22 protein-coding genes are annotated in these 26,806 nt (G+C 69.3%); 7 read left to right on the top strand and 15 right to left on the bottom strand.

The genetic code is table 11. The features are described from left to right. Window positions 1-8: 8 nt before the first annotated feature. The 7 genes from AC07OZ_RS11750 to trpE all read right to left on the bottom strand — a co-directional run bounded on the left by AC07OZ_RS11750 (window position 9) and on the right by trpE (window position 6,958). The gene (locus AC07OZ_RS11750) at window positions 9-953 is read right to left on the bottom strand and encodes a glucosamine kinase nucleotide-binding domain-containing protein (RefSeq protein ID WP_495467302.1); all 945 of its coding nucleotides are present in this window, start codon (window positions 951-953) and stop codon (window positions 9-11) included. Between the two features lie 216 nt (window positions 954-1,169). Next, window positions 1,170-1,871, bottom strand: a complete 702-nt coding sequence (locus AC07OZ_RS11745) for a uracil-DNA glycosylase (RefSeq protein WP_495467301.1) — start codon at window positions 1,869-1,871, stop codon at window positions 1,170-1,172. Then, a complete protein-coding gene (gene trpC, locus AC07OZ_RS11740) occupies window positions 1,871-2,662 on the bottom strand; it encodes an indole-3-glycerol phosphate synthase TrpC (protein ID WP_495467300.1) in 792 nt (263 codons plus the stop codon). Before trpC ends, AC07OZ_RS11745 begins: the two co-directional genes overlap by 1 nt. An 81-nt stretch (window positions 2,663-2,743) precedes the next feature. After that, window positions 2,744-3,784, bottom strand: a complete 1,041-nt coding sequence (trpD, locus tag AC07OZ_RS11735; RefSeq protein ID WP_495467299.1) for an anthranilate phosphoribosyltransferase — start codon at window positions 3,782-3,784, stop codon at window positions 2,744-2,746. Window positions 3,785-3,797: 13 nt separating this feature from the next. Beyond that, window positions 3,798-4,865, bottom strand: a complete 1,068-nt coding sequence (gene ltaE / locus AC07OZ_RS11730; protein ID WP_495467298.1) for a low-specificity L-threonine aldolase — start codon at window positions 4,863-4,865, stop codon at window positions 3,798-3,800. Next, on the bottom strand, window positions 4,862-5,446 hold the full coding sequence (locus tag AC07OZ_RS11725; RefSeq protein WP_495467297.1) for an anthranilate synthase component II: 585 nt from the start codon (window positions 5,444-5,446) through the stop codon (window positions 4,862-4,864). Before AC07OZ_RS11725 ends, ltaE begins: the two co-directional genes overlap by 4 nt. 27 nt (window positions 5,447-5,473) lie before the next feature. After that, window positions 5,474-6,958 (bottom strand): anthranilate synthase component I, encoded by a 1,485-nt coding sequence (trpE, locus tag AC07OZ_RS11720; RefSeq protein WP_495467296.1) that lies wholly within the window; start codon window positions 6,956-6,958, stop codon window positions 5,474-5,476. A gap of 391 nt (window positions 6,959-7,349) precedes the next feature. Here trpE and AC07OZ_RS11715 point away from each other — a divergent pair, with 391 nt between their 5' ends. After that, on the top strand, window positions 7,350-8,045 hold the full coding sequence (locus AC07OZ_RS11715; RefSeq protein WP_495467295.1) for a chalcone isomerase family protein: 696 nt from the start codon (window positions 7,350-7,352) through the stop codon (window positions 8,043-8,045). Between the two features lie 81 nt (window positions 8,046-8,126). Here AC07OZ_RS11715 and gph read toward each other — a convergent pair whose 3' ends face one another. Both gph and AC07OZ_RS11705 read right to left on the bottom strand, forming a co-directional pair. Continuing rightward, on the bottom strand, window positions 8,127-8,786 hold the full coding sequence (gene gph, locus AC07OZ_RS11710; protein ID WP_495467294.1) for a phosphoglycolate phosphatase: 660 nt from the start codon (window positions 8,784-8,786) through the stop codon (window positions 8,127-8,129). A gap of 20 nt (window positions 8,787-8,806) precedes the next feature. Beyond that, complete coding sequence (locus tag AC07OZ_RS11705; protein WP_495467293.1) at window positions 8,807-9,739, bottom strand: LysR family transcriptional regulator; 933 nt, start codon at window positions 9,737-9,739, stop codon at window positions 8,807-8,809. Between the two features lie 169 nt (window positions 9,740-9,908). Between AC07OZ_RS11705 and AC07OZ_RS11700 the strand changes: the two genes are divergently transcribed. Beyond that, window positions 9,909-11,018 carry an alkene reductase gene (locus AC07OZ_RS11700; RefSeq protein ID WP_495467292.1) on the top strand — a complete coding sequence of 370 codons (1,110 nt, stop codon included), beginning with the start codon at window positions 9,909-9,911 and terminating at the stop codon, window positions 11,016-11,018. Here the strand turns inward: AC07OZ_RS11700 and AC07OZ_RS11695 are convergent. The 3 genes from AC07OZ_RS11695 to AC07OZ_RS11685 all read right to left on the bottom strand — a co-directional run bounded on the left by AC07OZ_RS11695 (window position 10,996) and on the right by AC07OZ_RS11685 (window position 14,090). Further along, a complete protein-coding gene (locus AC07OZ_RS11695; RefSeq protein WP_495467291.1) occupies window positions 10,996-12,441 on the bottom strand; it encodes a heavy metal sensor histidine kinase in 1,446 nt (481 codons plus the stop codon). The genes AC07OZ_RS11700 and AC07OZ_RS11695 overlap by 23 nt on opposite strands. 40 nt (window positions 12,442-12,481) lie before the next feature. Then, a complete protein-coding gene (locus AC07OZ_RS11690; RefSeq protein WP_495467290.1) occupies window positions 12,482-13,189 on the bottom strand; it encodes a heavy metal response regulator transcription factor in 708 nt (235 codons plus the stop codon). Between the two features lie 79 nt (window positions 13,190-13,268). Next, on the bottom strand, window positions 13,269-14,090 hold the full coding sequence (locus AC07OZ_RS11685; protein ID WP_495467289.1) for an alpha/beta fold hydrolase: 822 nt from the start codon (window positions 14,088-14,090) through the stop codon (window positions 13,269-13,271). Between the two features lie 318 nt (window positions 14,091-14,408). On the opposite strand from AC07OZ_RS11685, the gene AC07OZ_RS11680 reads away from it, so the two are divergent. Together AC07OZ_RS11680 and AC07OZ_RS11675 are read left to right on the top strand one after the other, a co-directional pair. Next, entirely contained in the window at window positions 14,409-15,536 is a 1,128-nt protein-coding gene (locus AC07OZ_RS11680) for a patatin-like phospholipase family protein (RefSeq protein ID WP_495467288.1), read from the top strand. 90 nt (window positions 15,537-15,626) lie between these two features. Further along, the gene (locus AC07OZ_RS11675; protein ID WP_495467287.1) at window positions 15,627-16,823 is read left to right on the top strand and encodes a ComEC/Rec2 family competence protein; all 1,197 of its coding nucleotides are present in this window, start codon (window positions 15,627-15,629) and stop codon (window positions 16,821-16,823) included. Here AC07OZ_RS11675 and AC07OZ_RS11670 read toward each other — a convergent pair. Together AC07OZ_RS11670 and AC07OZ_RS11665 are read right to left on the bottom strand one after the other, a co-directional pair. Next, entirely contained in the window at window positions 16,801-18,402 is a 1,602-nt protein-coding gene (locus AC07OZ_RS11670; RefSeq protein ID WP_495467286.1) for a CHAT domain-containing protein, read from the bottom strand. The genes AC07OZ_RS11675 and AC07OZ_RS11670 overlap by 23 nt on opposite strands. Continuing rightward, on the bottom strand, window positions 18,395-20,926 hold the full coding sequence (locus AC07OZ_RS11665; RefSeq protein WP_495467285.1) for a PAS domain-containing protein: 2,532 nt from the start codon (window positions 20,924-20,926) through the stop codon (window positions 18,395-18,397). Before AC07OZ_RS11665 ends, AC07OZ_RS11670 begins: the two co-directional genes overlap by 8 nt. A 331-nt stretch (window positions 20,927-21,257) precedes the next feature. Between AC07OZ_RS11665 and AC07OZ_RS11660 the strand changes: the two genes are divergently transcribed. Further along, on the top strand, window positions 21,258-23,609 hold the full coding sequence (locus tag AC07OZ_RS11660; RefSeq protein WP_495467376.1) for an FdhF/YdeP family oxidoreductase: 2,352 nt from the start codon (window positions 21,258-21,260) through the stop codon (window positions 23,607-23,609). A gap of 13 nt (window positions 23,610-23,622) precedes the next feature. Next, window positions 23,623-24,534: a bestrophin family protein gene (locus AC07OZ_RS11655; protein WP_495467284.1), complete on the top strand. Its 912-nt coding sequence runs from the start codon at window positions 23,623-23,625 to the stop codon at window positions 24,532-24,534. Between the two features lie 77 nt (window positions 24,535-24,611). On the opposite strand, the gene AC07OZ_RS11650 is transcribed toward AC07OZ_RS11655, so the two are convergent. Next, window positions 24,612-26,039, bottom strand: coding sequence for an aminotransferase-like domain-containing protein (locus AC07OZ_RS11650; RefSeq protein ID WP_495467283.1), 1,428 nt, complete (start codon window positions 26,037-26,039; stop codon window positions 24,612-24,614). Window positions 26,040-26,227: 188 nt separating this feature from the next. Here AC07OZ_RS11650 and AC07OZ_RS11645 point away from each other — a divergent pair, with 188 nt between their 5' ends. Next, complete coding sequence (locus AC07OZ_RS11645) at window positions 26,228-26,635, top strand: hypothetical protein (RefSeq protein WP_495467282.1); 408 nt, start codon at window positions 26,228-26,230, stop codon at window positions 26,633-26,635. Window positions 26,636-26,806 lie beyond the last annotated feature (171 nt).

Below are 26,806 nucleotides of genomic sequence, written 5' to 3'. Positions count from 1 at the left end.
TCTCGTCTTCAACGGGGGTCGGAGAGAGCGCCGCGGACCAGCCGCAGCGCGCCGTCGGCCGAGTCGCCCTGGGGCGACACGCAACGGGCCCGAATGTTGCCTGAGAAAAGCGCGGCGAGCCGTTGCGCCACGCTGCCCGCGAGCGACAGCGGCAACTGCCGCGTCGGATCGAGTGCGAGCGCGAGCTGCTCCAGTTCCGCGACCGCCTGCGCAACGAGCGCGGCGGCGGCCGGATCGGCCTCTGACTGCTCGAACACCAGCGGCGCCAACTGCGCGTACGCATGCTGTCCGGCCTGGGCGACCCAGGCGTTGACGGCATCGCGGTCCTGATCGTTCTTGCAGCCGGCAGCGGCCCACACGGCGCGGGCCAGCGGACCGGCCTCGACGCGGCCGTCCATGGCCTTCTGCGCGATGCGCATCGCCTGGATGCCGAGCCACGCGCCGCTGCCCTCATCGCCGCCGATCCAGCCCCAGCCGCTGACGCAGACCAGCGAGCCGTCGGCGCGCAGCGCCTCGCCCACGGTGCCGGTACCGGCCGCGACCACGCCACCGGGCCGGCCCGCATGCGCGCCGATCACGGTGGTGGTGCCGTCGTTCACGAGTTCGATGTGGAGATAGCCGGGCTGCTGCGCGACGAAAGCCTGCGCCTGAGCCGCGACGCCAGCACCGGAGAGACCGAGTCCGATGGCGGTCTCGCCGAGCGGCAGACGCTCGATGCCGGCCTTGGCCGCCGCTTCCTGCACGGCCATCTGGATGTGGCGCCAGGCCTGGGCGATGCCCTGCCCCAGCGCCGACGGCCCCGCCCATCCCTGGCCGAGCAACTGTCCGTGGACATCGCTCAGCCGGACCCGCGTGCCGGTGCCTCCGCCATCCACTCCCACCAGGAAGCGGACGCCCGCGAAGCGGGGTTGCAGAGGAGCGGACCAGGCGTCCGCCAGGGGGTGGCTTGTCATGATTAATACCAGTTTAGTACCAAAAAACGCAGAGCGTCAATTGGTAGCGCACTGGACTTAACCCTGATGTCGAAGCCCCTTTCAGAGGGGTTGCGTGGTTATGACCACCAACGTACCAGTTATAGCTCTGCGAGGAAAGAATCGAGTGCCCGTTTTACCCCCTCTCCCGCTTTCGGGAGAGGGTGGGGGTGAGGGCCGGCAGCCGCCGCAGGACGGTCAATCCAAAGACCAGCCGAGCTCGACGCCCTGCCCCTTCAGCCACTGGCTGGCGGCCGAGAAATGGCCGCAGCCGATGAAAGGCGCGGGCCCGCGCGTGGCCGAGAGTGGCGACGGATGGTTGGCCTGCAGCACCAGATGCTTGTGACCTGCGGCTTCGATCAACGGCGCCTTCGCCTGCGCATGGGCACCCCAGAGGAGGTAGACCTTGGGGGCCGGGTCTTGCGCGGTGGCCGCGATGAGCGCGTCCGTCAGCGACTCCCAGCCCTTCTTCGCATGCGAGGCGGCGGCGCCGTCCTCGACCGTGAGGCTGGTGTTGAGCAGCAGCACGCCACGCCGCGCCCATTCGCCGAGGTGGCCCGACATCGCCGGCTGCTGCCCCAGGTCGCGCTGCAGTTCCTTGAAGATGTTGCGCAGCGACGGCGGCAGCTTCTCTCCCACCGGCACGGAGAACGAGAGCCCCTCCGCCTGCCCCGGCCCGTGGTACGGGTCCTGGCCGACGATGACGACCTTGACGTTCGTGAGCGGCGTGAGTCGCAGCGCGCGCAGCGGATCGGGCGGATAGATCACCGCGCCCTCGGCGAGACGCGCCTTCAGCAGCGCCTCGATGCGCTGCCCGTCGGCGCTCGCGCGCCAGGCGTCGATGAGGGGCTGCCAGCCGTCCCCGGCCGACCAGTCGAGGGTCTTGAGCGTCGCAGCCATCAGCGGAACAGCGCCGACAACGCAGCGCCCGGATCGGGCGCACGCATGAAGGCCTCGCCGACGAGGAAGGCGTTGACCTGCGCGTCGCGCATGCGCTGCACGTCGGCGGGGACTAGGATGCCGGACTCGGTCACCAGCAGGCGATCCGCCGGCACCTGCTTCAGCAGCCCGAGCGTGGTGTCCAGAGTGACCTCGAAGGTCTTCAGGTTGCGGTTGTTGATGCCGACCATCGGTGTCTTCAGCCGCAACGCACGCTCGAGTTCCTCTCCATCGTGCACCTCGACCAGCACATCCAGGCCGAGGCCCAGCGCGCAGTCCTCGAGCTCGGCCATCAAGCCGTCGTCCAGGCTCGCCGCGATCAGCAGGATGCAGTCGGCGCCCATCGTGCGCGCTTCGTAGACCTGGTACGGATCGATCATGAAGTCCTTGCGCAGCACCGGCAGCGCGCAGGCCGCGCGGGCCTGCTTCAGGAACTCGACCGAGCCCTGGAAATGCGGCGCGTCGGTCAGCACGCTCAGGCAGGCCGCGCCGTGCTGCTCGTAGCTGCGGGCGATGTCGGCCGGACGGAAGTCCTCGCGCAACACGCCCTTGCTCGGGCTGGCCTTCTTCACCTCGGCGATGACGCCGCTGCGGCCGTCGGCGATCTTGGCGCGCAGCGCATTCACGAAACCGCGCGTCGGCTCGGCGCGCGATTCGGCTTCGGCACGGAGCGCCGCAAGCGGCACACGCGCCGACGCGGCGGCGACTTCCTCGCGCTTGACGGCGTTGATGCGATCCAGGATGTCAGACATACCACTCTCACTTCATGCCCGGCACCAGGGCCGGGCGCTACCGGAGCGGGGCCAGCTCGGCCTCGCTGCGTTTCATCCGCTTCAGGCGTGCGTGGCGGCCTGCGCCTGCGTCTCGGCGACGAACTGATCCAGCTTCGCGCGGGCCGCGCCGGACTCGATCGCGACACGCGCCTTCGCGATGCCGTCGGCGATCGACTCGACGACGTTGGCCGCGTACAGCGTCGCGCCCGCGTTCAGCAGCACGATGTCGCGCGCCGCGCCGGGCTCGTTGCCGAGCACGCCCAGCAGCACCTGCCGGCTCTCCTCCGGACCGCTGACGCGCAGATTGCGGCTCGCGACCATCGGCATGCCGAAGTCCTCGGGATGGATCTCGTACTCGCGGATCTCGCCGTTCTTCAGCTCGCCGACCAGCGTCGCCGCGCCCAGCGAAATCTCGTCCATGTTGTCCTTGCCGTAGACGACCACCGCGTGCTGCGCGCCCAGGCGCTGCATCACGCGGACCTGGATGCCGACGAGGTCCGGATGGAACACGCCCATCAGGATGTTGGGCGCATCGGCCGGGTTGGTCAGCGGCCCCAGGATGTTGAAGATCGTGCGCACGCCCAGCTCCTTGCGGACGGGCGCGATGTTCTTCATCGCCGGGTGGTGGTTGGGCGCGAACATGAAACCGATGCCGGTCTTGCGCACGCACTCGGCCACCGCCTGCGGCGGCAGCGACAGCGTCACGCCGAGCGCCTCCAGCACGTCGGCGCTGCCGGTCTTGGACGACACGCTGCGGTTGCCGTGCTTGGCGACCTGCGCGCCCGCCGCGGCCGCGACGAACATCGAGCAGGTCGAGATGTTGAAGGTGTGCGCGCCGTCGCCGCCAGTGCCGACGACGTCGACCAGATGCGGGCCCGCCTCGATCGGCACCTTGACGGAGAACTCGCGCATCACCTGCGCGGCGGCGGTGATCTCGCCGATGGTCTCCTTCTTGACGCGCAGGCCGATCAGGATCGCCGCGGCGGTGACCGGCGAGATGTCGCCGCTCATGATGCGGCGCATCAGCGCCAGCATCTCGTCATGGAAGATCTCGCGGTGCTCGATGACGCGGGTCAGCGCCTCGTTGTCGGTGATGGGCATGGCGATCTCCCGCTCAGGCGTTGAAGAACCGGCGCGTCGCCGCGACCGCGCGGTCGACGCCTTCGGCGTCCACGTCGAGGTGGGTCACGAAACGCAGCTTGTACAGCCCGGTCGTGAGCACGCCTTCCGACTTCAGATGCTCGACCAGCTTCGCCGCGATGCCCTTGTCGACGTCGCAGAAGACGATGTTGGTCTGCGGCGCTTCGACCGTCAGGCCCGGCAGGCCTTGCAGCCCTTCGGCGAGGCGCTTGGCCAGCGCGTGGTCCTCGACCAGGCGCTTCACCTGGTGATCGAGCGCGTAGTGCGCCGCCGATGCGAGCAGCCCGGCCTGGCGCATGCCGCCGCCGAGCATCTTGCGCCAGCGGTGCGCGCTCTTGATGAGCTCGCGCGACCCGCACAGCACCGAGCCGACCGGCGCGCCCAGGCCCTTGGAGAAGCAGACCGACACGCTGTCGAAGTGCGAGCAGATGCGCCTGGCCGCGTCGTACGGATCGCTTCCATCCTCCGCGGCGACCGCGACCGCGGCGTTGAACATCCGGGCGCCGTCGAGGTGGTGCGACAGGCCGTGGCGCTTCGCCAGTTCGGACGCGCCAGCGAGGTAGTCCATCGGCAGCACCTTGCCGCCGATCGTGTTCTCGAGCGCCAGCAGCCGCGTGCGCGCGAAGTGCGCGTCGTCGGGCTTGATGTTGGCTTCGATGTCGGCCAGCGGCAGCGAGCCGTCCGGCGCGTGGTTCAGCGGCTGCGGCTGGATCGAACCCAGCACCGCGGCGCCGCCGCCTTCCCAGCGGTAGGTGTGGGCGAACTGGCCGACGATGTATTCGTCGCCGCGCTGGCAGTGCGCCATCAACGCACACAGGTTGCTCTGCGTGCCAGTGGGCATGAAGAGCGCGGCCTCGAAGCCAAGCCGCTCCGCCAGCGCCGCCTGCAGCGCGTTGACGCTCGGGTCGTCGCCGAAGACGTCGTCGCCCAGCGGCGCGGACGCCATGGCGGCGCGCATGCCGGCGGTGGGCTGGGTGACGGTATCGCTGCGCAGATCGACGATCGCGCGGTGATGACCTGCTGCCTTGCTGCCTTCGTTCATCGTGCCAACTCCAGGAAGTTCTTGAGCATCGCGTGACCGTGCTCCGAGAGAATGGATTCGGGATGGAACTGGACGCCCTCCAGCGGCGTCGCGGTGCCGGCCAGCGCGCGGTGACGCACGCCCATGATCTCGCCGTCCTCGCTGCGGGCGCTGATCTCCAGCTCGGCGGGGATCGTCGATTCCTCGATCGCCAGCGAGTGGTAGCGGATCACGTCGAAGCGATCGGGCAGTCCGCTGAAGACGCCCTGCGTGTCGGTCGTGATCGTCGAGGACTTGCCGTGCATCTGCACCTTGGCGCGGATGATGTTGCCGCCCAGCGCGGCGCCGATGCTCTGGTGGCCGAGGCACACGCCCAGGATCGGCATCTTGCCGATGAAACGCTGGATCGCCGGCACGCAGACACCGGCTTCCTTGGGCGTGCACGGGCCAGGCGACAGCACCAGGTGCGTCGGATTGAGGGCGGCGATCTCGTCGAGCGTGATCTGGTCGTTGCGGACCGTCTTCACCTCGGCGCCGAGTTCGGCGAAGTACTGCACCAGGTTGAAGGTGAAGCTGTCGTAGTTGTCGATCATCAGCAGCATGTTCTTGCTCCTTCGTTCACTTCAGCTTCAGAAACCTTCTTCGACCAGTTCCGCGGCGCGCAGCAGCGCGCGCGCCTTGGCCTCGGTCTCCTTCCATTCGAGCTCGGGGACCGAGTCCGCCACGATGCCCGCCGCCGCCTGCACGTAAAGCACCTGGTCCATCACGATGCCGGTGCGGATCGCGATGGCCAGGTCCATGTCGCCGCCGAAGCTCAGGTAGCCGCAAGCGCCGCCGTAGATGCCGCGCTTGACGGGCTCGAGCTCGTCGATGATCTCCATCGCGCGGATCTTGGGCGCGCCCGACAGGGTGCCCGCCGGGAAGCTGGCGCGGAACACGTCCATGTTGCCCACGCCAGGTTTCAGGATGCCCTCGACGTTGCTGACGATGTGCATCACGTGCGAGTAGCGTTCGACGGCGAAGGCGTCCGTCACCTTGACGCTGCCGGTCTTCGCGATCCGGCCGATGTCGTTGCGGGCCAGGTCGATCAGCATCAGGTGCTCGGCGCGTTCCTTCGGATCGGCCTTGAGCTCGACCTCCAGCGCCTGGTCCTGCTCCGGCGTGCCGCCGCGCGGACGCGTGCCGGCCAGCGGGCGGATCGTGACCTTGCGGCCGTCGGGCGTCTGCTCCTGGCGCACCAGGATCTCCGGCGAGGCGCCGACGATCTGGAAGTCCCCCATGTCGTAGAAGTACATGTAGGGGCTGGGGTTCAGCGAGCGCAGCGCGCGATAGAGGCTCAGCGGGGACTCGGTGTAGCGCTTCTTCAGCCGCTGGCCGAAGACGATCTGCATGCAGTCGCCGGCGGCGATGTAGGCCTTGGCCTTGTCGACCGACGCGAGGAAATCGGCTTTCGCGAACTCGCGCTCCACCGGATGCGCCTGCGCCCGCGCGACGCGCGGCGCGGCGACCGAGTAGCCCAGCTTGTCCTTCAGTTCGGTGAGGCGCTTCTTCGCCTTGAAGTAGGCCTCGGACTGGCCGGGGTCGGCGTACACGATCAGGTAGAGCTTGCCCGACAGGTTGTCGATGACGGCCAGTTCCTCGCACTGCAGCAGCATCACGTCGGGCGTCGGCAGGCCGCCGTCGGGCGTGGAGTCCGCCAGGCGCGGTTCGATGTAGCGCACCGCGTCGTAGCCGAAGTAGCCGGCCAGGCCGCCGCAGAAGCGCGGCATGCCGGGTCTGAGCGCGACCTTGAAGCGCTGCTGGTAGGCCTCGATGAAGGCGAGCGGATCGCCCTCGTGGGTCTCGATCACGGCGCCGTCTCGGATCACGCGGGTGACGGGGCCTTCGCTCTTCAACACGGTGCGCGCGGGCAGGCCGATGAAGGAGTAGCGGCCGAAGCGTTCGCCGCCAACCACCGATTCCAGCAGGAAGCTGTGGCGGCCCGGGCCGTTGCCGGCGCAGAGCTTCAGGTAGAGCGAGAGCGGGGTCTCGAGATCCGCGAAGGCCTCGCTGATCAGCGGGATGCGGTTGTAGCCGTCGGCGGCCAGGCTTTGGAATTCCAGTTCGGTGATCACGTCGTCAAACCTCTTGTCGAATGCGGCGTGTCGTCAGTGACGCAGGGCATCACGACGCGCGCGCAAGCGCTAACTCAGGTCGCCTGTTGGACCTGCCCCGTACGGTAGGGTGCAGAGGATGTGTGACGGTTCCCGCGTCCGGGGGATAGGGGTGGACGGCGGGCGGCAAGCAGCAGGCGGCTTCAGGTGAAGTCGAACCAGGATCGCCAGGGCCAGGCTCCCCGGTCGTTCGACCCCTTGATGTGCTTGCGCGTGATAAACATGGTGCGGATCAGTGTAGCAGGCGGCGTGGGCAGGAGGATTCCCGGGGGGCCTGCTTCGCATGCCTGGCGGATACTTCGCCCCAGAGTCGACCGTGGAGTCGGCCGACCCCTGGAGGGAAAGAGACAACATGTCCAAGCGCAAAGTCCTGATGGCCGCGGGCGTGCTCGCGGCCGCGACGCTGACGCCCTTCGTGGCGTCGGCCCAATCGACGCCCCCGGCCGCTTCCGCGGCCGCCGCGGCGGCGGTCACGGCACCGATCGAGGTGGCCGGCGTCAAGTACGACGGCACCGCGGAGGTGGCCGGCCAGAAGCTCCAGCTCAACGGCGCGGGGATCCGCTACAAGGCGATCTTCAAGGTCTACACGGCCGGCCTGTACATGAATGCGAAGGCGGCCACGCCGGAAGCGGTGCTGGCCAACACCGGCCCCAAGCGCATCCACATCCAGATGCTGCGCGACATCGACGGCGAGGAACTGGGCAAGCTCTTCACCAAGGGCATGGAGCAGAACGCGTCGCGCGAGGAATTCGGGCGTTCGATCACCGGCGTGCTGCGCATGTCGGAGATCTTCGTGCAGAAGAAGAAGCTCAAGACGGGCGAGAGCTTCGGCGTGGACTACATCCCCGGGACGGGCACGGTGGTCTTCGTCAACGGCCAGTTGATCCCCGGCGACCCGATCAAGGGCGAGGACTTCTTCAACGTGCTGCTGAAGATCTGGCTGGGCAAGTCGCCGGCGGACAGCGACCTGAAGGTGGCGCTGCTGGGCGGCGGCAAGGCGGCGGCAGCGGTGACCAGCAACCGCAACGCGGCGGGCAGCAGCCGCTGAGCACGGACCTGATCCCGGTCCCCCGGGGCCGGCACCCGCCGATGCGCCGTTCCGCCTGAACCGGACGGCGCATCGTTGCTTTCAGCCGAGCAGTTCGTCGAGCCGGTCGATGTAGCGCTCGGCGGGCACCTCGCGGATCGGCTGGCCGTGGTTGTAGCCGTAGCTGACGAGGGCGATCGGGCAGCCGGCGGCATGCGCGGCGCGGGCATCGTTGCTGGAGTCGCCGATCATCCAGGTGGTCGCCGGCGCTGAGCCGAGCGCCTCGCAGGTCTTCAGCAGCGGCATCGGGTGGGGCTTCTTGCGCTCGAAATCGTCGCCGCCGAAGACGCGGTCGAAGTAGCGGTCCAAGCCCTTGCGCTTGAGCAGTTCCCGCGCGAACGCGGCGGGCTTGTTGGTCAGGCAGGCCATCGGCAGGCCGAGCGCCTTCAGCGCGTCCAGTCCTTCGACGACACCGGGGAACACGTCGGCGTGTTCGCCGTTGAGCACCTCGTAGTGGCGCTGGTAGAGCGCCCAGGCCTGCTCGTAGTGCTCCTGCGACGCACCGACTTCAGCCAGCACGCTGCGGATCAGGTGCTCGCTGCCCTGCCCGATCGTGTGTTCGACGAAGTCACGTTGCACGGCAGGCAGCGACATGTCGGCCATCACACGGTTCAGCACCGCAACGAAGTCGCCCAAGGTATCGACGAGCGTGCCGTCGAGGTCGAGCATGAAAGCGGTGGGCGTCGGATCGAGTGCGGGCATGCCGGCATCCTAGCTGCGCCTCAGGCCTGCTTCGCCGAGGTCCCCTCACCTTGCGCTTCTACTTCGGCCGCCACTTCCGCCACCAGCGCCCGCAACCACCGGTGCGCCGGATCGTCCCGGTATCTCACATGCCACGCGATCTCCACCGGGAAGGTCCCCAGATCCACTGGCGACGGCAGCACCTTCAGGCGCTTGTCTGAGGCCAGCTTGCGGCAGATCTGCGCCGGCAGCGTCGCGCAGTAGTCGGTCACCGCGACCACCTCCGGCACCGCCAGGAAGTGCGTCACCGACACCGCGACGTCGCGCTTCAACCCCTGCTTCTCCAGCGCCTGGAACAGCCCCACGCGCAGCCGGCCCGGCGGCAGCACGTTCACGTGCTTGAGTTGCTCGTACTGCTTGCGCGTCATCTTCCGGTCCACCGTCGGATGCCCGCGCCGCACGATGCAGGCCAGACCGTCGTCCATCACCTTCTGCACCACGAGGTTGTCCGGCGGCTCCACGACGCGTCCCAGCACCATCGCGGTCGAGCCGGAGACCACGCCCGTCTCCGCCAGGTCCGTGCCGTAGGGCGTCAGCCGCACCGTCATGTTCGGCGCCCGCTCCCGCAGCCGAGCGACGATCGCCGGCACCAGCACCAGCTCGACATAGCTGTTGGGCGCCAGCGTCACCAGTTGCGTCGACTTCGCCGGGTCGAACTCCCGCTGGCCGAGGATCGCCGTGTCCAGGCTCGCCAGCGCGGCGGCGATCACCGGCGCGAGTTCCTCCGCCTTCTGCGTCGGCTGCATGCCGTAGCGCTCGCGGATGAAGAGCGGATCCATCAGCATCGCCCGCAGCCGCGTCAGCGCGTTGGACAGCGCCGGCTGCGTGATGCCCAGCCGCTGCGCCGCGCGGGTCACGCTGCGCTCCTCCATCACCGCCAGGAAGACCGGCAGCAGGTTCAGGTCGTATCGCATCCAGCCATGTTGCCCGAGGCATATCTGTTGTTCAACGGATAAATTGGATGAATGCGACGGCAATGACCAGACTTCGTCCTGTCATCGAGCCGCCGACACGGATCCACAGGAAACAGACGGCTCACCTTGTCCCCGAATCAACGCCCTGAACTCCCTGGAAGGAACCGTCATGTCCGCTCACACCGCCCCCCTCGATCAACCCCTCTTCGCCCCCGGCCGCATCGGTGCGATCGAGGTCCGCAACCGCGTCGCGATGGCGCCGCTGACCCGCTCCCGCGCCAGCTCGGACGGCGTGCCGTCGCCGCTCGCCGTCGAGTACTACCGCCAGCGCGCCTCCGCCGGCCTGATCGTCGCCGAGGCCACCAACATCTCCCGCCAGGGCCGCGGCTACGCCTGGACGCCGGGCATCTACACGCCCGAACAGGTCGAGGCCTGGAAGCGCGTCACCGACGCCGTCCATGCCGAAGGCGGCAAGATCGTCCTGCAGCTGTGGCACGTCGGCCGCATGTCGCATGTGAGCCTGCAGCAGGACGGCGCCGCGCCGGTCGCTCCGTCCGCCCTGCAGGCGGGCACGGTCGTCTTCACCGAGGCCGGTTTCGAGCCGCCGTCGGCACCGCGCGCGCTGGCCCTGTCCGAGCTCCCCGGTCTGGTCGAGGACTACCGCCGCGCCGCCGTCAACGCGAAGCTCGCGGGCTTCGACGGCGTCGAGATCCACGCCGCCAACGGCTACCTGCTGGAACAGTTCCTGCGCGACAGCACCAACCGCCGCACCGACCAGTACGGCGGCTCGATCGAGAACCGCGCCCGCTTCGTGCTGGAGGTGGTCGACGCCGTGACCGAGGTCTGGGGGGCCGACCGCGTCGGCCTGCGCCTGTCGCCGCTCTCCACCGCCATCGGCGACACGCCGGTCGACAGCACGCCGGCCGAGACGCACGGCTATCTGGCCCGCAAGCTCGGTGAGCGAGGACTGGCCTATCTGCATGTGGTGGAAGGTCAGCTGCATGCCGGCAACGGTGCCGACGCCTTCGATGTCGAGGCGCTGCGCTACGCCTTCGGTGGCGCCTACATCGCCAACAACGGCTACGACCGCCAGCGCGCGCTGAAGGCGACCTCGTCCGGCCACGCCGACATGGTCGCCTTCGGCAAGCCCTTCATCGGGAACCCGGATCTCGTCGAGCGCCTGAAGGGCAACCTGCCGCTGTTCGAGGCGCCGCAGTCCGCGTACTTCGGCGGCGGCGCGGAAGGCTACACGCAGTTCAGCGAGCAGGCGGCCGCCTGACCAAGGTGAACCCGATCTCCGTCTTGCCGTCCGACGAATCGACGAAGGTCTCGCCCCCGTGCATGCGGGCCACCGCGCGCACGATGGCCAGACCGAGGCCGAAGCGGTCTCCCGCCTTCGAGCGCGACGATTCGCCGCGCCAGAAGCGGTCGAACATGCGCCGGCGGATCTCGTCGGGGATCGGGTCGCCGGGGTTGACGACGATGACCTTCGCGCCGTCGACATCGTCCCCGCCGCCCTTGACGCCGCCGCCGTTGCTGCCGTCGCGCAAGTCCTGACCCTCCGGCACACGCTCGATCCGCACCGTCAGCGTCGCGCCTTCCGGCGCGTGCCGCGAGGCGTTGGTCAGAAGATTGACGAGCGCGCGACGCAGCAGCGCGCGGTTGACCGGCAGCCGATGGTCGCCCTCGACCGCCAGGCGCTGGTGCTTCTCGTCGAGCAGGATTTCGACGAACTCGCCAACGCCCAGCGCCTCGTCGCGCAGCGACAGCTCGACGAGGTCGGCCGCCGCGTCGCCCTGGTCGGCGCGCGCGAGGAACAGCATGTCGTTGATCATCGACGCCATGCCGCGCAGTTCCTCCAGATGGGACTCCAGCACGTCGCGCATCTCGGCCTCCGGCCGGTCCCGCGACAGCACCACCTCCGCGCCGTTGATCATGATCGCCAGCGGCGTGCGCAACTCATGCGCCACATTGGCGTTGAAGCCCTCGAGCTGGTGCCAGGCCTCCTCCATCCGCGACAGCACCTCGTTGAAGCGCTGCGCGAGTGGCATCAGCTCGGCGCTGTCCTCGGGCAGCGTGAGCCGGCGCGACAGCGCGCCGGGCTGGATCACCTCCGCCTCGCGCGACAGCGCCGACAGCGCACGCAAGCCGCGCCGCGTCGCGAGCCACGCCAGCGCGATCGTGCACAGCACCCCGGCCAGGCCGACCATCAGCCCCGCGTCGTCGTAGGTCGCCAGCATCTGCTGGCGCGGCCGCGGGTCCATGCCGATGAGCACCTGCGCGTCGGGGAAGACCGCGTGATCCGGCAGCAGGAAATGCGCGCCGCGCAGCTCGACGCCGTCCTGCCGACGCAGCCAGACCTTGTCGCCGTCGCGCTGCACCGACGGCGGCATCGGCTCCGCGCCGTACAGCAGCGCGCCGTCCCGCCCGACCAGCCACACGTTCCAGCGGAAGCGCCCGCCGACGCTGGTCGCCGCCAGATGGCGGCGCAGCATCGGCAGGTCGTCCATCGAGCGCGCTTCGCCGATGAAGTGCTTCACCACCTCCGTCTTGCCGAGCAGGTCGGCACGCTCGTCGGCGATCAGGACCTGCTCCAGCGCCTTGTGCAGCAGGAAGCCGGCGGCGGAGAACACCACCACCGCCACCAGCGCCAGCATCAGCACCAGCCGCGCCGAGATCGATCCGAGCCGGCTCACGCTCATCGGGACCCCTTCGTCGACAGGATCGGCTTGACCGGCTTTCTCATGACGCGGGCGCCTCCAGCACGTAGCCCATGCCGCGCACGGTGCGCAGCATCTTGATCTCGAACGGATCGTCGACCTTCGCGCGCAGGCGCCGCACCGCGACGTCGACGACGTTGGTGTCGCTGTCGAAGTTCATGTCCCAGACCTGCTCCGCGAGCACGGTGCGCGAGAGCACCTCGCCGCGACGCCGCATCAAGAGAGCGAGCAGCAGGAACTCCTTGTTGGTCAGATCGATGGACTGCCCGCCGCGGAAGGCCTTGCGCCGCGCGAGGTCGAGCTGCAGGTCGCCGAGCGTCAGCATCGTCTCCGATGCGCCGCCCGTGCCTGTTCCCGCGCCCGATCCCGATCGCACGCCGCGGCGCCGCAGCGCGGTCAGCCGCGCGAGCAGCTCCGAGAAGGCGAAGGGCTTGACGAGGTAGTCGTCGGCGCCTTCCTGCAAGCCATGCACGCGGTCCTCGACGCCATCGCGCGCGGTCAGCATCAGCACCGCCACGTCCTTCTCCGCCTTGATCGCCTTCAGCACGCTGAAGCCGTCGATGCCCGGCAGCATCACGTCGAGCACGATCAGGTCGTACTCGCCGTTCAGCGCCAGGTGGCGGCCGTCGATGCCGTCGGCGGCCACATCGACGACGTAGCCGTTCTCCGTCAGCCCCTTGCGGAGGTAGCCCGCGAGCTTCGGTTCATCTTCGACGACGAGGACACGCATCTCTGCTCCTTGGACGCCGCCGCCGGGCGCCATGCCCTGTGGCGGCACGGACGTCACGTCGCGGATTATCGGCAGCAAGTCAGCGCTGGCCCTGAGCGGCCTTGACGATCAGGTCGGCGACCGCCTGCGGCTGCGACAGCAGCGAGACGTGGCTGGCGTTCAGCTCGATCGTCGCGGCGCCCATGCGCTGCGCCATGAAGCGCTGCAGGTCCGGGTTGATGGTGCGGTCCTGCGTCGACACGGCATACCAGCTCGGCTTCACGCGCCACGCGGCGACCGTCGTCTTGCCGCTGGCCACGGCGCGCGCGAAGGGCTGCTGCACGGCGAAGTAGCTGAGCGCTTCGCTGGCGGGCAGGTCACCGGCGAAGTCCTTCAGGAAGGCGTCCTGCGACAGGCTGCCCCAGTCGCCGTTCCACTTCAGGCCGGCGGCGGCGGGCGCGGTCGGGAACTTGCGGGTCAGCGCGGGATAGTCCTCGCCGGCGTCCGGCGCGCGCGCCGCGATGTAGACCAGGCCGCTGACCTTGGGATCGGCGCCGGCCTCGGTGATCACCATGCCGGCGTACGAGTGGCCGACGAGCAGCGTCGGACCGTCCTGCTGCGCCAGCGCGCGCTTCACGGCGTCGGCGTCGTCCTGCAGGCTGGTCAGCGGGTTCTGCACCGAGGTCACGTGCAGGCCCTTGGCCTGCAGCAGCGGGATCACCTTGCCCCAGCTGGAGCCGTCGGCGTACAGGCCGTGCACCAGCACGACGTTGTGGACGGCGACCGGCGCGGACTTGGCCGAGACCGGTGTCGACTGCGGCGCGGACGGCGCGGCATCGGTGTCGGCATGCGCGGCACCGATGGACACGGTGGCGAAGAAGGCGGTGGCCATCAGCTGGCCGAGGAAGGTCTTGCGGTTCATGAGGCTCTTTCGCGTGGAGGGAGCGCCGCCATGGGCGTCCTGGTTATCGGGGAGACCCGGGGAGATCCGGGAAGGTCCGCAGCGGCTGGTACCGACTGCTTGGAATGAACTGTAGAAACCGGGCTCCCACGCGAAACGCACAGCCACATTACAAGTTTGAAATCTTCGTCAGGGCGATCCGGTCCCGCCCGCGCCGTTGACGTGTCCCCTCGCATGTCCCGTGTCCATGCGGCATCCGGGCCGTCACCCCCAACTTGGCAGATTGCGGCCCGCCGCCACGAGGCCTAGGCTCAACGCTCCACACAGCGGGAGACCGCCATGCCCTTCGACCATGACGCGCGCACCAGCGGCATCGCGCTGGCACTCTCGGGCGGTGGCTTCCGCGCCGTGCTGTTCCACGTCGGGGTGATGTGGCGGCTCAACGAGCTCGGTGTGCTGGGCAAGCTGGCCCGCATCTCCAGCGTGTCGGGCGGCTCGATCGCCTCGGGCTTGCTGGCGGTGCGCTGGCCGCGGCTGGCGTTCGGCGACGACGGCCGCTCCGCGCATTTCGAGGCCGAGGTCGCCGCGCCGCTGCGCGAGTTCTGCTCACGCAACATCGATGTCGCCTCGGTGCTGTCGGGCGCGTTCAACCCGTTCCGCTCCGCGGGAGAGGCCGTCGCCGACGAGTACCGCAAGCGCCTGGGTCTCGACGCCTCCTTGCAGTCGCTGCCGGATGAACCGCGCTTCGTGTTCAACGCGACCAATTACGCGACCGGCGTCAGCTTCCGCTTCTCCAAGCCCTACGCCGGGGACTACCGCATCGGCCTGATCCCGAAGCCGCGCTTCGACGTGGCGACGGCGGTCGCCTGCTCCAGCGCCTTCCCGCCGGTGCTCGCGCCCATCGAGCTGGACGTGCGACCCGAGGACTTCACGCGGGTCGAAGGCGCCGATCTCTACGACCAGATCGACTATCGGCGCCGGCTGATGCTGGCCGATGGGGGCGTCTACGACAACCTGGGCCTGGAGACGGTCTGGGGCCGCTACGAGACGGTGCTGGTCAGCGACGCCGGCAAGCCCTTCGACATCGACGCCGGCATCGGCACGATGGCGCCGCGACAGCTCATGCGCACGATGGACATCGGCCTGAACCAGGCGCTGGCGCTGCGCAAGCGCATGCTGATCGCCGCCTACGCCCGCGGCGACGCGAAGGGCGCGTTCTGGGCCATCGACACCGGGATCGCCGACTACCCGGCGACCGAGGAGGCGGCGCTGCCCGTCGACCCGGCACGCGTCGCCGACCTCGCGGCGATCCGCACGCGGCTGGACCGCTTCAAGGAGCAGGAGCAATGCGAGCTGATCAACTGGGGCTACGCCGTCAGCGATGCGGCGGTGAGGTCGCGCTCGCCGCACGTGGCCGTGCGGCATCAGACACCGGCCTGGCCCTATCCGAAGCATGCGCTGAACTGAGATCGAATCTTCGACGCGCCCCCTGACGCCACTCCACTGACGCCGATCCACGGACCTTGCTCGACGCAAGCCGCCAACGAACGCCGCGCGATGGCCGACATCTTCCGCATCGAACTGCTCCCGGCACGCCACGGCGACTGCCTCCTGCTCGAGTACGGCGACGCCTCGCGTCCGCATCGCGTGCTGATCGACGGCGGTCCGATCGGCGCGTACGGCGCGCTGTCGCATCGGCTGGCCGCCCTCCCTGCCGATCAGCGTGAGCTGGAACTGCTCGTCATCACGCACGTCGACGGCGATCACATCGAAGGGTGTCTCAAGCTGCTGAACCACCGCGAACTGGCCACCTTCCGCGACATCTGGTTCAACGGCTGGCCTCACATCGCGCAACCGCTGAAGGAACCGCCGCCGCCGCGGCCCGGCGCCACCAGCGCGATGGGCGCGACCGGTGAGACGGGCGGCCAGGCTGCCGCCGCTGTCAACGCTCAACGCAGCGCGCTGCAGGGCGCGATGATCAGTGTCCGCATCGAGGACCGTCAATGGAATGCGGCCTTCCAGGGCGCGCCGATCTTCGTGCCGGCGATCGGTCCGTTGCCGGTGCGCGAGTTGCCCGGCGGTCTGCGCCTCACGCTGCTGTCGCCGACGCTGGAGAAACTCGAGAAGCTGCGCGCGGCGTGGGATCGCGCGCTGGAGCGCGCCGAGTTGGACGCCACCGATGACGCCGCGCTGAGCGCGCGCCTCGAAGGTCGCGCGGCATTCCGCTCCGGCGGACTGCGCCGGCGCCCGAAACCCGAGGAGATGCTGTCCTCCGCGGCACTGGCGCTCGGCCCGATCGACAACGCCGTGGCCAACGGCTCCAGCATCGCCGTGATCGCCGAGTACCAGGGCCGGCGCATCGCGCTGCTCGGCGACGCGCATGCGCCGACGCTGACCGCCGCGTTGCGACGCCTGGCCGGCGCCGCGGGCGAGCCGCGCCTGCGGCTCGACGCCGTGAAGATGGCGCATCACGGGTCCGCCGCCAACCTGAGCGAGGACTTCCTCAGCCGCATCGACTGCAAGACCTGGCTGGTTTCGACCGACGGCAGCATCTTCAACCACCCCGACGACGAGGCGATCCACACCGTCGTGAGGCACGTGCCGGGCGCGCGGCTGCTCTTCAACTACCGCTCGGCGCGCACGGCGCCGTGGGACGCGCCTGCCCTGCGCGCCGCGCACGGCCATGAGGCGATCTATCCGGCGGACGCGGCGGCGGGTCTCTCGCTCGACCTCATGACAGGGCTCCCGACGTGACCAGCATCGCCGAGGCCCACGCGTTGTCCTGCCCTTCGTAGCGGCGGTAGAGGCGCCGCCGCGCGTGGCCGAAGGCGGCGTCCAGCGAGCGGCTGCGCTGCAGCATCCGGTAGAAGAGCAGCGCCTGCACCGCCGCGGTCCGGTCGTTGACCCGGCAGCGGTAGCCGAGCACGGCATGGATGCCGGCCTCGGCGGCCAGCGTCGCGAAACCGGAGTTGCCACTCTCGCAGCTGCTCAGGTAGACGAAGCGCGTGTCACGCAGATAGCTCAGGATGTCGCCGAAGTCGACGCACTCCGGCTCTTCCTTCGGGCCGACGAACAGGAACCCGGTGCCGCCCAGCTGCCGCGCACCGGCCGGCTGGAAGCAGGTGTGGCCGGCGAAATGGATCAGGTCCCAGCCGCCGTCGCCGAGCGCGGCCACGAGGCTCTCGCGGCTGAGCGGGCCGTCGAGGCCGATGACGGTGACGTTGCGCTCGTGGAAGAGCGGCTGGCCGCTGCGCGGATCGGGCCGCGTCAGCAACTTCTTCACGCGCGAGCATTCGCGACGCACCGCCGTCAGCGGCGCCAGTTGCAGCGCGCCGCCCTTGAGCTGGTCGTCGTAGGCCGTGCCGTGCGTGTCGGCGCAGATCAGCAGCGCGCGGCGGGCCGCCACCGGGCCGGCGAACAGGCTGCTCTGGCTCTCCTTCGAGGCCGCGAGCCGCCGCGACATCGACGCCGCCTTCGCCAGCCAGGGCACTTCCTGCGAGGGCTCGAACATGGCTTCCAGCAGCAGCGGATAGCAGTCCTCCGACACCTCGAAGGTGATGCGGTCCGTCACGTCCTTGCCGGCGTCGCCGAGCTGCTGGAAGGCCTTGAGCCGCGCGTTCTCGCGCTGCAGGCGGAAGCTCTCCTGGTCCTCGCACAGGGCGATGCGGATGCTCTTGCCGATGCGGGAGAACTCCTTGTACCAGTCCGGTTCATGCATGTACTGGGCCTGCCAGTCGAGCCGCGCCGACTTGCTCACCGTCAGCGGCCCCGCGCCCTGGAACTGGAAGTCGATGCCGTGCATTTCGAAGCGCCAGTTGTCCGCGATGGCGGAGACACGGATGTCGAGACACGGATTCGGCGCCGTGATGCGAGCCCGTCCGCTGCGACCTGCCAGCGCGCCGTTCCCGGCGCCGCCGCCGGTGCCACTCGCGTCGGCGTCCGCGCCGGGCGATTCCAATCCGAGCAGTTCGAGCGCGAAGCTGCCCGCCGACGCCGGATCCGCATGCAGCGTCACGCGCAGGCGGATGCAGGCCATGTTCAGCTCGGTGGTCATGGCCGGCGCCAGCAGCATCATCGGCGTGTTGCCGAGCACGCGGACCTCGCGGCAGAACGCCAGGCCGCCGTCCTCGGCGACGACCGCGCCCGCGTCGTCGGCCAGCTGGCTGCCGACGATGATGTAGTCGAAGGGCTGACCGGTCAGCAGCTCCAGCCCGGTCTCGCGGTTGGTCTCTTCCTGGATCGTGTGACGGCCCAGCTGCCGCAGCTGCTTCTTGATCTGCGGGCCGAGGCTGCCCTGCTGCTGCGGGCTGAGCACGAGCAGGATGTCAGCCATGGGCCCTCCTGCGCAGGAAGCTCAGCACGAATTCGGTGTCGCCGTCCGGCAGCACGCCGGCCTTGAGCGCGCCGCCCTGGTTCTTCATCAGCTTGCCGAGCAGCGGATTGGCCAGGCGCAGGTCCGCCTGCGCCGCCTCGGGCGCGGAGAAGCGCTCGCCATGGCGCCGCGCCGGCGGCAGCCGGCCGCGCAGCCGCAGGAAGACGAAGTCCTCGTCCGGCACCAGCGTCAACCGCACCATCGCCGTCTCCGGCGCCGCGCGCAGCAGCACCGACAGCAGGCTCTCCACGACGATGTGCATCTGCATGTGGTCGGCTTCGACCTCCACCTTGCGCGCCGCGGTCTCGAACACGACCTTGCGCCGCTCCGACGCCGCCAGGCTGGCGAGCAGCGCATCGATCTCGCAGTCGAGCCGGATCGTGCTCGCGACACGCGACGCGACGCGGGCCTCGCGGTTGTACATGGCCAGTCGCGTGAACGCGTGCTTCACGCGCCCGAGTTGCCGGAGCACGGTCTGCAGCTCGCGGCCGCGCGTCTGCTCCCGGGCCGCGTCCGAGCGGAACGCGGCTTCGAGCTGATCCTCCAGGCACGACATCGCCATGCCCAGCGGGGCTTGCGTCTCGACGGCCAGTTCGTAGGCGGTCTCCTCGAGGAACTCCAGCTGCACCGAGCGCCGGATCGGCCGCAGGTCACGCGCGATGAAGACGTGACCGCCCAGCTTGCCCGGGAAGTCGCGCCGCGTGATGAAGACCGGTTGCCCGCCGGCATCGGCGCCGGACGCCGCTGCATCGGACATGGCGATGGGCGCTGTGTTGGGCGCCATGTCGGGTGCCGCATCGGGCGCCTCATCGATGGCGGCGCCCAGGCGGCACACACGCATCTCTCCGATGCGGTCGCCGGCCTCGGTGCCGTCGAGCAGGGCCGCCAGCGGCTCCGGGTTCTGGAACAGGTCCAGCAGGCTGCGCCCTTCCAGCGCCTTGCGCCCGGCGCCGAACAGCGCCTCCGCCGCAGGATTGACGCGGCGGATCCGCAGCTTGGCGTCGGTCGCGATGATCGGGTCGGAGACGTTGTTGACGCACTCCGTCATCAGCGTCAGGTCGCTGATGCGCTCCATCGCACCGGCCACTTCCTGCGCGATGTCGGCCAGCTGCCGCACGTGCTCCCGCGAGAACGCGCTCACCCGCGGATCGTCGACATTGACGATGAAGCGCACCCGCTCGCCTTCCGAGAAAACGATCGGCACGGCCAGTTCCGAACGGATGGGCTCGCCGTCCGGCGTCTTGACATACTCGGCGTCGCGCGTCACGTCGGGGATCTTCTGCGGCTGCATCGTCCGCACGACCCGGCCGAGGATGCCCTGGCAGATGCCCTGCGCGTAGTCGCCCCAGGACACGCCGGTGTCCACGGCGAGCCCGTCATCACCGCGGCGGGCCGAGGCCACGCGCACGATCGCGTCCCGCGCGCTGTCGATCCGGAACAGCGAGACGTGCTGCCAGTCGAAGATCTCGACCAGCGCATCGGACAGGCAGCGGCAGGCGCCCTGGATGTCGACGCAGCGGTTGAGCTCGCGGAACATCTTCAGCTGCCGGCGGTCGCGCACGCGCTCCGCGTGGTCCAGGCTGCACAGCACCGCCTCGACCAGCGGCAGCTGGTTGAACAGCGCCAGGTGCTGCTCGTCGTAGGCGCCGCGCTCGCGGCTGAGCAGCGTCATGATCGCGACGGTCCGCTCGTCCTCGCCCTCCCCGCGCGTGATGCGGCGCCACATGCTGGACTTCAGGTCCATGGCGTGCATCTGGCGGCTGATCGGCTCGTCGGCCATGTCCGACCACGGCGGCTCGCCCATCACCGTCTCGAAGTCGTGGACGCCGCCGTCCTGACTCTCCATGAAGGCACGCTGCGCAGCATTCAGCTCGTACCAGGCCGTCGGCACGTCCTGCCGGAACGGCGGGTGGTTGAAGACGATCTCCGACTCCCAGGCGCTGTCGTCCTCGACGACGCGCGACACCAGCATCAGGTCGAACGGCAGCTCGCGGCGCAAGGCCTCAGCCACCAGCGGCAGCAGGTCCGGACGGCCGGCGTGGCTCAGCGTCAGTTCGCGCACCTGGTCGGTCAATACCTGGTGCTGCAGGCTGCGGAAGAAGCCGAGCGATCCGACCACCGTGCCGCGCTCGTCCATCAGCGGCAGGCCCGTGACCTCGACGGCGACCTGCCGTTCCGGATCGTCCTGGCAGGTCAGGGTGACGCGGTAGGCGCCCAGCTCGCGGTTGCGGCGCCCGCGCGTCTCCTCGTCGAGCACCCGGCCGGCCTCGCCGGCGAAGAGCTGGTCCAGGCGCAGCTGGTCGACGTGTTCGACGCCGCTCATCACCAGCGCCGCAGCATTGGCGTAGAGCACGTTGTTGTCGAGGTCGCGCTGGATCACGGCGATGCGCGAGCCGTCGAAGACCGCCCGCTTCATCTGGCCCAGCATCGCGGCCGCCGCCGCCGAGGTGGGTCGTTGTGCGGAGTCTTGCGCGGAGTCATCCATGAGGCCGCCTCCTGGCCATCCCTGGCCCTCGTTCCCTGCCGACATCACTTGCCGGCTTCCCTTGCCGACGGCCTGAAGGCTACGCCGATTGACGGGCCGACGCGCCCGACAACATAGGGGTTCGAGGCCCGGAAGGCCCCATTTCATCGGTATTCCCCCGATGTCGGACGACATCGGACCGGCATTCCGTGGCCGCCGCGCCACGCGATGCTCGCGAACTGTGCTCCTTTCCGCCGGTCCGAACTGCATGCCCCACCGGGTGGTCCCGCTCTTCACCATGGAGGCCGGAGTGCGCAACCGCCTGGAATCCCTGGAGTCCCCGATGAGCAAGATGCCCCCCCGCCCCCGCCGCGAAGTGCCCGGTGTCCGTCGCTACGACGGACCCGCCGGCGGTTGGGGCGCGCTGCGCGCCACGGCGCAGGCGGTGCGCCAGCAGATGGAGATCGTCGAGGCGCCCATCGTCCTGATGCGCACCAACCAGCCCGCCGGCTTCGACTGCCCCGGCTGCGCCTGGCCGGACAAGGAGCACAAGTCCACCTTCCAGTTCTGCGAGAACGGCGCCAAGGCCGTCACCTGGGAGGCCACCAGCAAGCGCGTGACGCCGGACTTCTTCGCGCGGCACACGGTGTCGTCGCTGCTGGCGCTGTCCGACCACGAGCTCGAGAACTTCGGCCGCCTGACGCACCCGATGGCCTATGACGCGGCCACGGACACTTTCCGCCCCGTCGAATGGGACGCCGCCTTCGCGCGCATCGGCGAGGTGCTGCGCGGCATGGACTCCCCGGACCGCGTCGAGTTCTACACCTCCGGCCGCGCGTCCAACGAGGCCGCCTACCTCTTCCAGCTCTTCGCCCGCGAGTACGGCACCAACAACTTCCCCGACTGCTCCAACCTGTGCCACGAGGCCACCAGCGTCGGCCTGCCGAGGTCCATCGGCATCGGCAAGGGCACGGTGTCGCTGGCGGACTTCGAGTCGACGGAGCTGATCCTGTCGATCGGCCACAACCCCGGCACCAACCACCCGCGGATGATGGGCACGCTGCACGAGTGCGCCCGCCGCGGCGTGCCCATCATCGTGCTGAACCCGCTGCGCGAGCGCGCGCTGGAGCGCTTCGCCGATCCGCAGGACGTCGTCGAGATGGCGACCTACCGCTCGACCGACATCGCGTCGACCTACCTGCAGGTGAAGGCCGGCGGCGACGCGGCCGCGCTGAAGGGGATCATGAAGGCGCTGCTCGCGCTGGACGCCTGGGCCGGCAAGGGCGCTGGCATCCTGGACCGCGACTTCATCGCCGAGCACACGAGCGGCTTCGATGCGCTGGTCGAGGACCTGTACGCGACGTCCTGGGCCGAGATCGAGGACGAGTCCGGCCTGCGCCGCGCCGACCTGGAAGCGGTGGCGCAGGCCTACGCGAAGTCGAAGGCGACGATCGTCACCTACGGCATGGGCGTGACGCAGCACAACACCGGCACCGCCAACGTGCGGCTGATCGCGGACCTGCTGCTGATGCGCGGCAACATCGGCAAGCCCGGCGCCGGGATCTGCCCGTTGCGCGGACATTCCAACGTGCAGGGCAATCGCACCGTCGGCATCACCGAGAAGCCGTCCGAGGACTTCCTCGATCGGCTCGAGGACGTCTTCGGCTTCACCCCGCCGAAGGCGCACGGCCACGATGCGGTGAAGGCGATGCAGGCCATGGAGACGGGCAACGCGAAGGCGCTGATCTGCCTCGGCGGCAACTTCGCCGTCGCGCTGCCCGACCCGGCGCGCTGCTTCCCGGCGATGAAGTCGCTGGCCCTGAGCGTGCACCTCGGCACCAAGCTGAACCGCTCGCACCTGCTCGTCGGCAAGGAGACCTTCCTGCTGCCGGTGATCGGCCGCACCGAGCTCGACCTGCAGGCGGGCGGCCCACAGTCGATCACGGTCGAGGACTCGATGTCGATGGTGCACGCATCGGCGGGACGGTTGCGGCCGGCGTCGGCGCAACTGCGCTCGGAGCCGGCGATCGTCGCGGGCATGGCGCGCGCGACGCTGCCGCACAGCAAGGTCGCGTGGCACGCGCTGATCGAAGACTACGACCGCATCCGCGACCTGATCGAGCGGACCATCCCCGGCTTCGACGACTACAACGCCCGCATCCGCACGCCCGGCGGCTTCCGCATGCCGCTGCCGCCGACCGAGCGCCGCTGGCCGACGCCGACCGGGAAGGCGATGTTCTCGGTCTTCCGCGGCGTGCGCGAGCGCTACGAGCCCTGGGCCGAGCACGCGCTGCGCCTGGTCACGATCCGCAGCCACGACCAGTACAACACGACGGTCTACGGCCTGGACGACCGCTACCGTGGCGTCTTCGGCCGGCGCGACGTGCTCTTCATGCACCCGGACGATCTCGCCGCGCAGGGCCTGGAACACGGCGACGTCGTCGACATCGAGACCGTCGCGGAGGGCCGCTCGCTGCGGCTGCCCGGCATCACGGTGATCGAGTACGAGATCGCGCGCGGCTCGGTCGCCGCCTACTACCCCGAGGCCAACGTGCTGGCACCGCTGGACTACATCGACCAGGACAGCGGCACACCGTCGTACAAATCGATCCCGGTGCGGCTGGTGAGGACGGCGACGGTGCTGGCCGCCATGACGCCCGCGACGTCCGCAGCGCCGGCGATGTCCGCCGCGTCGGCGGCTTGAACAGAGCCCCGCGATGATCATCCGACCCAAGCAGAGCTGGTTCCGGCTGCTGTTCGTGTGGCACGGCTCGGTACTGCCGTCCATCCTGCCGCAGCTGGGATTCATGGCGGCGGTGAGCGTGCTGGCCGTGGCGACGCACGGCCAGGTCTTCGGCGAGAAGATCCCGCTGAACGCGACGCTGATGACGCCGTTCGGACTGACACTGGCGATCTTCCTGGGCTTCCGCAACAACGCGAGCTACGAGCGCTTCAACGAGGCGCGACACCTCTGGGGCAACTTGCTGATCGCCTCGCGCGCGCTGGTGTCGGAGCTGCTCTGCTACCTGCCCGACAAGGCAATGGCACAGCCGGCGACCGATCGCCTGCTGGCGGCGGTCTACGCGCTGAAGCACGAGCTGCGCGGAACGGACCCCGAGGAGGACCTGGTGCGCCTGGTCGGCCGTCGCGAGGCCTTCCAGCTGCGGCGCGATCCGCAGGCCTCCAGCGCGGCGCTGCACGCGGTGCGCGAGCGGCTTTGCGCGCTGCAGGACGAAGGCCACCTCACCGACGCGCGCTTCTGGACGCTGGACACGCAGCTCACCGAGATCGGCAAGGCGATCGGCGGCAGCGAGCGGATCGCGTCGACGCCCATCCCCTTCGCCTACGGCGTGCTGCTGCATCGCACGGTCTACACCTACTGCTTCCTGCTGCCTTTCGGCCTGGTGGATGCGACCGAGTTCTTCACGCCGCTGCTGTGCGTGTTCCTCTCCTACACGCTGATCGCGCTGGAGGCGGTGGCCAACGAGGTCGCCGAGCCCTTCGGCCTGGCGCCCAACGCGCTGGCGCTCGATGCGATGGCGCGGGGCATCGAGCGTTCGGTGCTGGCGCTGAGCGGGCGCGCGATGCCGGAGCGGGTCACGCCGACCGAGGCCTTCCAGTTGACCTGACCGACACGTCTGTCAGAGCTGCGCGACATGCCTGGCCTGCGGGCATGTCAAGGCGGCCTACCGCCGGGCCCGGCGGCTCAGCACTCCTGTCGTGCGCAGGTTGCTGCGAGCTTGCCGACGGTGATCACCGCCTGCTCGATGTCCTTCGACCACGGCGTGCTGTAGTTCAAGCGGATGAAGTGCCGGTAGCTGTTGCTCACCGAGAACATGTAGCCGGGGCCGATCGTGATGCCGCGTTCGAGCGCCAGCTCGTAGAGCCGCAGCCCGTCGATGGCTGGCGGCATCTCCACCCAGAGCACGTAGCCGCCGACGGGCGTCGAGACGCGCGTGCCTGCGGGAAAGAAGCGCAGCACGATCGCGCGCATCAAGTTGGCCTGCTGCGCGAAGGCCTTGCGCAGGCGGCGCAGGTGCGCCTCGTAGCCGTCGCGTTCGAGGAAGCGCGCGATGGCGACCTGCGGCAGCGGCGGCGTCGTCAGCGTGTTGAGGAACTTCAGCTTCTCGACCTCGTCGCGGTAGCGGCCCGGCAGCGCCCAGCCGATGCGGAAGTTCGACGCCAGCGTCTTCGAGAACGTGCCGCAGTGCAGGACCAGTCCGCGCGTGTCGTAGGCCTTGAGCGTGCTCGGCGGCACGGCGCCGTAGTAGAGCTCGTTGTAGACGCCGTTCTCGATCAGCGGCATGTCCAGCCGCGTCGCGAGCGCGACCAGCGCGCGCTTGCGCTCGTCCGGCATCTGGAAGCCGAGCGGGTTCTGGAAGTTCGGCATCACCATGCAGGCGGCGATCGGCTGCGCCGCGGCGATCGCCGCCAGCGCGTCCACATCCAGGCCGAGCACCGGGTCGGTGGGGATCTCCAGCGCGCGCATCCCCAGCCGCTCGATGGCGTGGAGCATCGCGTAGAAGGTCGGCGTCTCCACGGCGATCACGTCGCCGGGTTTCGCCACGGCCTGCAGGCAGAGGTTGAGCGCCTCGGTCGCGCCCATCGTGATGAGGATCTCGGCCGGATCGACGGCCTGCCCCTTGTCGAGGTAGCGCCGCGCGATCTGTCGGATCAGCAGCGGATGGCCGGGCGGCAGCGCGTCCTTGAGCGTGCGCAGCGCCGGGTCTTGCCCGGCGGCGAAGGCGTAGCGGTTGAGCTTCTCGAAGGGGAAGCTGCCGGTGTCCGGATAAGGCGAGCCGAGCGGCACCGCGTCATGCGCGGCGATCGAGCGCAGCGTCGACAGCACGAGCCGGCTGACGTCGACCGAGGACGAGACGGCGATCGGCTGAGGCGTTGACGGCGCGTCGACCTCCGCGTCGCCCGGCTTGAGTTGCACGTAGTAGCCGGACTGCGGCTTGCTGACGATGAGTCCGCGGCTCTCGAGCAGCACGTAGGCTCGGATGACGGTGGTGACGCTGAGCTGGCGCTGCTTGCTGGTCTCGCGCACGGACTGGAGGCGGTCGCCGTGGCGGAAGACGCCGCCGCGGATCTGGCGTTCGATGTCGTCGGCGAGCGTCTCGTAGAGCTTCATGGAGCGCAGTTGAGAGTGTCCACCGCAGGTTTCGGTGGGTGCGCTAGTTTATGAGCGGCAGTGCCGCTTGAAAGTCCACCAATCCGAGAGCGCTCCGTCGCTGGCGTGGCGAGTCCGGCCCCCATAGAGTGACTGCCCTCCCCGCGAAATTCCGCAGTGGAGCAGCCACCCAGAACAGAGCGATTTCAATGCATAACTTTTCCCAAGTGATCCGACGCGGACTCAACCGGGCGGCGCAGGCGGACGACGAGCGCCACAAGATCGCTCGCCTGTTCGAGGCGATCAACAGTGCGATCCGGCATGAAACCGGCGGTCTCGTGGAGCTGCATCTCGATCAGTCCGACAACGAACCCTTCAGCGAGCTTCACAACAACCTTGCGTGCAGGACCAGGATCACGGTCAGGTCGGTGGCCGAGCCTTCCCGAACGACCGTGCTGGCTCGTGGCGGCGCAGCCGCGGATGGCGGCCTCCCCTACGAGCTGTCGCTGGAATATGAGTGCGTCTATTGCAGCGATTTCGGAGCGCTGGAGTCCCGCCTCTGCGAGGTGCTCGGCTCCGCAGAGGCAGGAAAGGCGATTCGCGATCTGATGCATTGAAGCCCATGGGCGGCGGCCCCCAAAAGACGAAGGCGGACATCCTTTCGAATGTCCGCCTTACCCATTGACGTCCGGCTTGCGCCTCTGCGGATCCACCACCAAGAAACCCTGGACCGCATGAACGAAAGAATACGCAGCGTCACAGGACCCCGAAAGGCGGGTTCACCCCAT

The sequence above is a fragment of the Roseateles sp. GW821-FHT09G03 genome, from assembly GCF_059416045.1.
The sequence above is the reverse complement of the archived record's forward strand: the minus strand, read 5'-3'. Positions and strand labels throughout refer to the sequence as shown.

What these genes read in the sequence shown, in the direction of transcription:
- AC07OZ_RS11725 (WP_495467297.1), bottom strand. Translation starts at nt 5,446, where the DNA reads ATGCTGCTGATGATCGACAACTACGACAGCTTCACCTTCAACCTGGTG.
- trpD (WP_495467299.1), bottom strand. Translation starts at nt 3,784, where the DNA reads ATGCCCATCACCGACAACGAGGCGCTGACCCGCGTCATCGAGCACCGC.
- AC07OZ_RS11750 (WP_495467302.1), bottom strand. Translation starts at nt 953, where the DNA reads ATGACAAGCCACCCCCTGGCGGACGCCTGGTCCGCTCCTCTGCAACCC.
- trpC (WP_495467300.1), bottom strand. Translation starts at nt 2,662, where the DNA reads ATGTCTGACATCCTGGATCGCATCAACGCCGTCAAGCGCGAGGAAGTC.
- AC07OZ_RS11690 (WP_495467290.1), bottom strand. Translation starts at nt 13,189, where the DNA reads ATGCGTGTCCTCGTCGTCGAAGATGAACCGAAGCTCGCGGGCTACCTC.
- AC07OZ_RS11660 (WP_495467376.1), top strand. Translation starts at nt 21,258, where the DNA reads ATGCCCCCCCGCCCCCGCCGCGAAGTGCCCGGTGTCCGTCGCTACGAC.
- AC07OZ_RS11745 (WP_495467301.1), bottom strand. Translation starts at nt 1,871, where the DNA reads ATGGCTGCGACGCTCAAGACCCTCGACTGGTCGGCCGGGGACGGCTGG.
- AC07OZ_RS11655 (WP_495467284.1), top strand. Translation starts at nt 23,623, where the DNA reads ATGATCATCCGACCCAAGCAGAGCTGGTTCCGGCTGCTGTTCGTGTGG.
- AC07OZ_RS11680 (WP_495467288.1), top strand. Translation starts at nt 14,409, where the DNA reads ATGCCCTTCGACCATGACGCGCGCACCAGCGGCATCGCGCTGGCACTC.
- AC07OZ_RS11675 (WP_495467287.1), top strand. Translation starts at nt 15,627, where the DNA reads ATGGCCGACATCTTCCGCATCGAACTGCTCCCGGCACGCCACGGCGAC.
- AC07OZ_RS11670 (WP_495467286.1), bottom strand. Translation starts at nt 18,402, where the DNA reads ATGGCTGACATCCTGCTCGTGCTCAGCCCGCAGCAGCAGGGCAGCCTC.
- AC07OZ_RS11695 (WP_495467291.1), bottom strand. Translation starts at nt 12,441, where the DNA reads ATGAGCGTGAGCCGGCTCGGATCGATCTCGGCGCGGCTGGTGCTGATG.
- AC07OZ_RS11665 (WP_495467285.1), bottom strand. Translation starts at nt 20,926, where the DNA reads ATGGATGACTCCGCGCAAGACTCCGCACAACGACCCACCTCGGCGGCG.
- AC07OZ_RS11700 (WP_495467292.1), top strand. Translation starts at nt 9,909, where the DNA reads ATGTCCGCTCACACCGCCCCCCTCGATCAACCCCTCTTCGCCCCCGGC.
- AC07OZ_RS11715 (WP_495467295.1), top strand. Translation starts at nt 7,350, where the DNA reads ATGTCCAAGCGCAAAGTCCTGATGGCCGCGGGCGTGCTCGCGGCCGCG.
- AC07OZ_RS11705 (WP_495467293.1), bottom strand. Translation starts at nt 9,739, where the DNA reads ATGCGATACGACCTGAACCTGCTGCCGGTCTTCCTGGCGGTGATGGAG.
- AC07OZ_RS11645 (WP_495467282.1), top strand. Translation starts at nt 26,228, where the DNA reads ATGCATAACTTTTCCCAAGTGATCCGACGCGGACTCAACCGGGCGGCG.
- gph (WP_495467294.1), bottom strand. Translation starts at nt 8,786, where the DNA reads ATGCCCGCACTCGATCCGACGCCCACCGCTTTCATGCTCGACCTCGAC.
- ltaE (WP_495467298.1), bottom strand. Translation starts at nt 4,865, where the DNA reads ATGAACGAAGGCAGCAAGGCAGCAGGTCATCACCGCGCGATCGTCGAT.
- AC07OZ_RS11685 (WP_495467289.1), bottom strand. Translation starts at nt 14,090, where the DNA reads ATGAACCGCAAGACCTTCCTCGGCCAGCTGATGGCCACCGCCTTCTTC.
- AC07OZ_RS11650 (WP_495467283.1), bottom strand. Translation starts at nt 26,039, where the DNA reads ATGAAGCTCTACGAGACGCTCGCCGACGACATCGAACGCCAGATCCGC.